At 54.6% G+C, this 7,007-nt stretch carries 4 protein-coding genes and 2 pseudogenes; 1 reads left to right on the forward strand and 5 read right to left on the reverse strand.

All coding sequences use genetic code 11. From position 1 onward, the window contains the following. A pseudogene (locus ABIE04_RS17695) lies at positions 1-401 on the reverse strand (hypothetical protein); the annotation flags it as partial. Positions 402-487: 86 nt separating this feature from the next. Continuing rightward, positions 488-4,105: a DUF6531 domain-containing protein gene (locus ABIE04_RS17700; RefSeq protein ID WP_354553263.1), complete on the reverse strand. Its 3,618-nt coding sequence runs from the start codon at positions 4,103-4,105 to the stop codon at positions 488-490. Between the two features lie 1,000 nt (positions 4,106-5,105). On the opposite strand from ABIE04_RS17700, the pseudogene ABIE04_RS17705 reads away from it, so the two are divergent. Beyond that, positions 5,106-5,219, forward strand: a pseudogene (locus ABIE04_RS17705) (IS3 family transposase); the annotation flags it as partial. Positions 5,220-5,769: 550 nt separating this feature from the next. Here ABIE04_RS17705 and ABIE04_RS17710 read toward each other — a convergent pair. The 3 genes from ABIE04_RS17710 to ABIE04_RS17720 form a co-directional block, all read right to left on the reverse strand. Next, positions 5,770-6,069, reverse strand: coding sequence for a hypothetical protein (locus ABIE04_RS17710; RefSeq protein ID WP_354553265.1), 300 nt, complete (start codon positions 6,067-6,069; stop codon positions 5,770-5,772). Positions 6,070-6,133: 64 nt separating this feature from the next. Beyond that, positions 6,134-6,346 (reverse strand): hypothetical protein, encoded by a 213-nt coding sequence (locus ABIE04_RS17715; RefSeq protein WP_354553267.1) that lies wholly within the window; start codon positions 6,344-6,346, stop codon positions 6,134-6,136. Between the two features lie 142 nt (positions 6,347-6,488). Next, a partial coding sequence (locus tag ABIE04_RS17720; protein WP_354553269.1) for an RHS repeat-associated core domain-containing protein occupies positions 6,489-7,007 on the reverse strand: 519 nt, incomplete at its 5' end.

Raw genomic sequence — 7,007 nt, forward strand, 5'->3', positions numbered from 1 at the left:
CGACCGATGCCATTGGTGCAGCTGTCGTAGGTGAAGGCCTGGGTCTGTCCGCCGGCAGTGACGCTGGTCATGCGGTTGAGGCCGTCGTAGCCGTATGTGGTCGAGGTGTTGTCGGCGCGGGACATGCTGCTACGCCGGCCGTAGCCGTCGTAGTTGTAGGTGGTGATGCCTGTATCCGGGCTCACCTGTTGCCAGAGTTGCCCCAGCCCGTCATAGCTATAGGTGGTGACCAGGCTGCGCGGATCGGTCACGCTGGCGATGTGGCCGCCGGCATCGTAGCTGAATTTCGTAACAACCTGACTCAATGCTGGCGATGAATGCACTGCGAACAAACCACCCAAAACCAATAGCCGCATCGCCTTGACATTGAGAACTGTAGTACGGCGGACGTTGACTGCCATGTGAGGCTCCTTCATTCGACTCAAGCGCGTCCATCCACAGAGTGGGAACTTGGCGACGGGATATCGCATTGCCGTGGCGAGCAACATCACTGATTGCCCGTGACTTCACCTACGAGAGTGCCGGTTGACGAGGAGACGTTGACGCCAGCGGCGTTAAAAAAGTCAACACGCAAGTGGTATTGGTGAGCATGATCCCCGTTGATATTGAAGGTCCCAGTCAGGTACATGGTCGATGGATTACCGCTTACAGAAACCGGAGAGCTAGCTCCGTTCGACGTAATGCTGCCAAGCGCATCCGTGTAACCAGAGGGCACGCCTGCATCCGTCCACGTGTACTGCACAGTCACCGCTCCGTAAGGAAGACCCCCACTCGCCAAAACGATGTGCGCATTTCCTGGTTTGGTGTGGAAAACCTCCCACGTGTTTCCGCCGGCAATATCAAAGCCGATACCTTCATTGCCAGAACCAGACGACAGAATATTCGTGCCCCAGTATGTCTGCCCGTTGATGGCAATGGGGGTGGGAATGGTCACGGTAACCGTGCCACCGGTTTGCGTACTGCAGCCGCTAATGTCACAGGCCGAGACTAAGTAGGAGTACGTACCGTCACCTTCACCACTGACTGTCCGACTGGTGGAGGTATTGTTCTGTATGAGAGTCCATCCCCCGCCATTAATCGACTGATACAGCGGATAGTTAGCGGCGTTCGACACCGCGTTCCAAGTGACGGTATAGCCGCCATTGTAATTGTACCTAGGCACGCTAATGGCGGGAGTTCCCGGGATTGGCGGCCATGCCACCACCATGGTGCCGGTATTGCTCCAAGGGCCACACCCAATCGCGTTGCAGGCCTGAACGCGATAACCATAGGTCGCGCTGGTCTTGCCGTTAACGCTCCAGCTCAGCGATGTGCTGTTCTGGATAGCGCTCCAACTTCCGCCGTTCACCTGCTCTTGCAAGTTGTACGTGCTGGTATTGGCCACACTCGTCCAGCTGACGGCGTAGTTACCGTTCGCACTGTTGCCTGGAACAGTCAAGTTGGGGGCATTCGTTGGCGCGGTGGGAATCACCACGTTGATCGTCCCTGTGGTGCTCCATGGGCTGCAGCCGGTGGCGTTGCAGGCTTTGACCTGATAGCCGTAAGTGTTGGTCGTTTTACCCGTGGGTGACCAGCTGATTGCCGAGGTGCTCTGAACCGTACTCCAGCCACCGCCCCCTACCCTTTCCTGCAATACGTAGTACGTCGCGCCGGTGATGCTGCTCCAGCTGACCGTATATGCGCCGCTCGTGCTGTCGCTAGGCACATTGATAGCAGGTGCGGTGGTCGGCATAGCCGGACTGGCGCCGCCGCTCTCTACGGTTTGCGTGAGGCGATCGAGATGATCGTAGGTATTCACCGTGCTGTGTCCTGCAGCGTCGGTGATCGTCAACACGTTGCCGTTGCCGTCATAGCCGTAGGTCAGCGTCTGGCCGTGTTGCCCCTGTTTCTGGTAAACCCGGCCAAGCGCATCGTAGAGCACGCTTTCGGACAGGCTCGTGACGCCCCCGCGCGTCACTACGTGGCTGGTCACATCCCCATTCGGGTCGTAGCCGAACGTTTCCGTCGAGGTGCCGTCCTTGTCGTTGTGGGTGATGGTCTGCACCCGCATCTCGGCATCACGATTCCAGGTGGTGATCTCGTTGTCCGGGGTGGTCAGCGTATAGAGCAGGCCGAAGCCGTCGTAGGTGTATTGCCAATTTGCCGCTGTGCCGTTCGGGTAAGTCGTCTTGGTCTGCTTGCGACCGCGTGCGTCGTAGACGTAGTCGGTGACGTCGCCGTTGGGGCCGACGACGTGCCCCGGTTCACCGAGGCCGTTGTAATTGCTGTAGCTCGTGGTCTGGCCCAAGCCGTTGGCTAGAGAGGCAAGGTTCCCGAGGGTGTCGTAGGTATAGACCTCGGTGTCGCTGCCACTCGGCGAGGGGTGAGTCACCGACATGGTGTGCACCATGCCGTTCGCGTACAGGGTGTAGTTGTAGGTTGTCGTCAGTGTCTGATTCGCGGTGCCATTGCCGGACAGGTTGGTCACCGCGACTGAGGCCAATCGGTTCTGGGCGTTGTAGGCGTAGGCGGTTTTCGACCAGCCTTCAACGGTGACGCTCAGTAGGCGGTTCAGCTGCTGGGTGGAATCCCAGACATAGTTGGTCGTGCGTGCCTGGGACGTTCCGGAGGCTTCGGTCTCCGTTTGCAGCTGGCCGTTAGTGGCGTAGCTATAGGTATGGACGTTGCCGTTATTGTCGACGGTTTGGGACAGGTTGCCATTGCTGTCGTAGGCGCGGGTGTGCTCGGTGGCACCGCAATCGGCCACGGCGTTATCGCTGGTCGACGTCAGCGCGAGGACCGCATCGCCATTGCTCGCTACGGTTGCGCCGTAGGTGTTGACCTGCGTATGTCCCAAGGCATTGGTCACGGTCACGGTGGGCGTGTTATTCGTCGTACCGTAGGTCAGGGACGTGGCTTGACTTCCGTCCGCATAGTAGGTGCCGTTCGCCGAACCGTAGCTACCATAGGCGCCGTTACTGGCGTAGGTGGTATAGGCATAGGGCACGCCGTTGTAGTCGACTTCGGTGAGTTTGTTATTGTTTGACGTACCTGCGTACTGATAAGCAATCGTCGTGGCGGGCGCGCCAGGGTACGTCACCGAGGCAAAGTTGTTATTGACACCCGTCAACGTGTACGTAAACACATGGCCAGCCGGATCGGTCACGGTCATGGTGTTGCTACTGGGAAATCGCTTGGTAATGCTTTGCCCATTGGTATGTGTGATTACCTGCGAACCATCGGCAGCGTAGCTGAACGTCCAGCCCACTCCGGAGGCATCCATGATCGACTGGATCGCGCCTAGGGCATGCACCACGCCATTGGCATCCGGCGCGTCACTGGTATAGACCTGAGTGGTGCCGTCTTCGTCCTGCAAGGTGTAGGTGCCGTTGGCATTGAGGACCAGGGTCGCCACGCCGCCGCTCTGCTCGACATAGATGGGAGCGCTTACTGAGGCAGTGTTGATGAATACGAGGTCCGAGCCATTGGGGCGTGTGATCATCACTTGCTTGCAGGCGGTGCCGTTCGTGGGATTGGTCAGGCAGGTGTCATCCAGCGCATAAGAGAAGGTGTCGGACCACGCTGCTTGAGCGGTTAAATGGTTGAAGTAATTCGAGGTATAAAACCGCTGGTATTGCAGCCCCATCTCGCCCGGCAACACGAAGTCCGTATAGGTCTCCACTTTAGCGCCGGTGCTCATCACGATGGGCTCACCAGCCTTGCCAGAGCAACCGCTGGGATCGCTGTTGGGCGTGGCCTTGCTGACCGGGACGTAACGCTCGCCCTGGCCAAAGTGTCGCGTGGCGGCACTGGTAATCGGCAGGCCGGCGATCGTTTGGGGACCGTCAACAGAACTCGGCGCACTATAACCACCAGTAACCGTCACACCGCTCGATGTAAAGGAAGCCGTGCTCGCGGTGACTTCACCTTGGGTGGTATAGGTGTAATACGTGCCCGACATAGTGATCGACTGGCCAGGCAATAGGACTGCGGATCTACCGGTATACCAATCGATTAGTTTTATGGGTGTCCCGGCGCCGTCCTCGGCACTCGCCATACCCGAGAGCGCAGTCAGAAGGGACGTCAGCAGAAATGCAGTACCAAGACGCGCTTTAGCGTGCAGCATGAATGGGTTCCCTCCCAGCAAGCGGAGTACGGAAAAAAGCAGGCGGAAAATCGAGAGACGTGAATGCGCTGTGTCCACGACGACGGGAGCGGGCGAATGAGATGAAGTTCGCTGCGCGAGAACGGTGTAGCGGGCCGGCGGGGTGGTGGGCGGCAGGCATCTTGCCGAAAGCATGAGCCATGGCAGCGACCGCCTCCATGGCGGGCTCGGGAATAGTGTTTTCGTTATGGCCAAGCCAGCACGTCCACCGACGTGCGGTGGCAGGCGCAGTACGCATCTCATCCCCAGTCTTCCCTGACATCTCTTTCCCCTGTCGCTGGATGACACACAGCGTTACGTGATACCCCAGATTTTATTCTGAGTGCACGAGAAGAGTCTCTGTCAATAAGTATGTTTTTGCGTTATGTGGATTCGCAGATATTTACGTCATTGCTGCTTCAAAACGACCGGGAATTTCTTGCTCGTTCAGTGGCATCGCGAATTTAAAAGAGCGAAATAGGAATGGGCAGATTGGGCTTCACGGTGCCGCACATCGCGAGCGACCAAGAGCCAGTGCCATCGTTCAAGAGCCATGACCAATTTCGCTACTTTGGAGTTCTTCCGGCCTTCGCCGGGAAAATGGCGGTGGGAACGATTTTTTGTGGTTCCCAGCCGCAAACCGGTATCCGGAGCAGGTGACTAGCCCACCTGCAGGCCTATTGGTGCGGCAACTTCAGCTGCAGTGATGCAGATCTGGCCAGCACAGTGTGCATCATGGACAGCACAGCAGTGGGCCTTTGTCGGGCTGTACCTAGCCACGCGTCGATCCGAATCCTGTACCGTCGTCGATCAGCTTGATGTGCCCTGATCGATAACGGACAGGTGGCGAGAGAACAGGGCCACTGTGCAGCCTGGAATCGGCCCCGTCGGCGGTTCCGCCTGCCTTCCGTGCCGGCTGGCTTAGGCTTGGCAGCTGGTCGGATCGAGCCAGACTCCGGCTGCAGGCTGATTGTGCCGCTATCAGAACCAGATCTTCGACTACATCGAGGGCTTCTACAACCACCAGCGGCTACACAGCAGCTTGGACTATCACTCGCCCGAAGTGTTTGAGAGCATGGCACGAGTGATTAATTAAGCCGTCCGAGAAATCGTGGTGATCCAGTCCACCCTAACTTCGCCCTTTTGCTCGCCACTCTTCATATTTCCGTGCAAGTAAAATGACAAGTGGCGTACCAAATGAAACGGAAACAAGTTGCACGAATGAACCAAAAAATGGATAAATTAATAAAAAGAAAATCATGAACCAAACAATCATAAAGCTAAAATGTATAAATCTCATATAAATAATTCCAATTTAATAACTGTCTTGGCATGACCACCGTGCCGCCGAGCGTGAGCGACACCCTGACACCACGTCCGCGGTATAGGTGTAGTTGGCCTAGATGCCGCCCGGGTGGTTCACGGTGGTGACGTGGCCCACGGAGTCGCAGCTGTAACCCAGGGCATAGGTCGTGCTGCCGAGGGTGAAGCCACGCCCGCGATCCAGATTTCCGGCGCGTAGCTGTAGGACGCGGCCGATGGCATCGCTGTCCGAGCACAGGCAACCGATACCGTTCGTGCAGCTGTCGTAGATGGAGCAGAGGCAATACGAGATTTGACCATCGGCTTTTACGAATGGGGTACCCTCATCCAAAAATGACGATAAATGGCCACGACAAAGCAATAATAATTAAAATATCAAGCATAATTGCTTGGAGCCATAAAATAATGCTCCAGCGATAATTATTTTGTCGAAACCAATAACATAATAAAAAAATTACCCATGGAATTAGAATAAAAGGCCCAGCTATCGCAAATCCAGCAACAGGATGCTTTATTATAATTAGCAAGATAAATAAAACCATGCCAGCCAACATTACTACAAATATTGCGCGACGATAAACCAGCAATTTATTCGCGTATTTTGCATAAGCTTTAGGAGTCATTAGAAATCCAAAGAAAATATAACAATACTATTAGCTTGGCTTCCATGTTGAGGCTGGCGCGAAACTATTCAGCAATTAGTTCCTTGTCGTCAATGGCGGCACGAATTACACGCCACCCATTTTCTTTTTGAACAAACAGATCAATCCTATCTATCCCTTTGCTTCCAAATACAAAAACAGCAAAATGTGCCTGCCGCAAAGATCCCGAGTCAGATATCCCATACCTACTGGGATCAGGGTAAATATGTTTTATTTTTCCAACTTCAGCACTGATCACGGAGCTTTTTTTAATCCAAATTATTGATGCTTGATAGGGAGCGCACCGAGTGATATATGTCCACAAGGAAAAATATCCCGCCAAAGCCAAAAAAATTATGGCAGGCAGCAACTTCTTATCTAGAAAAATTTTTCCCATATAGTTAGAAGTAGTGAGTTAATACGACACCTGCAGAAACGCCTAACTCCCCTCCTTCGCCCGGCTTAGAAAGAGAAGCTCCGTAGCCACTATGGCTATATGTATGCGAATTTCCATTCTTATCCACATTTATACCACCTTCTGCAGAGGCCTCTGCTCCCATGCCGTCATAAGAAGCCTCGGCTTGAGCAAACAACCCTATTGCATTTGAACCTGATTTTGCGCATGGATCAGTTTCTTTATTCTTTGCTGGTGCGGTAGGTTCCACCGAAGCCCCACCCCCAAAACCTACACCTCCAGAAAATGATATTGATGCAATGCTCCAACCAGTTCCAGAGAGTGCTATCGAGCCTCCAAAAAAATCATAGAATGAAATTGAGCCGCCCCATAATCCATACGGATCAATGTAACCCAACGGGTTGCTATCCACATAGGCATAGGTATTGATACCACCACCAAGTCCGATCGGATCACTCTCCAGATACCGCCCCAGCTCCGACTTGTAATCCCGGAACCCATTGTT

Source organism: Rhodanobacter soli (assembly GCF_040548735.1).
Classification (GTDB): Bacteria; Pseudomonadota; Gammaproteobacteria; order Xanthomonadales; family Rhodanobacteraceae; genus Rhodanobacter; species Rhodanobacter soli_A.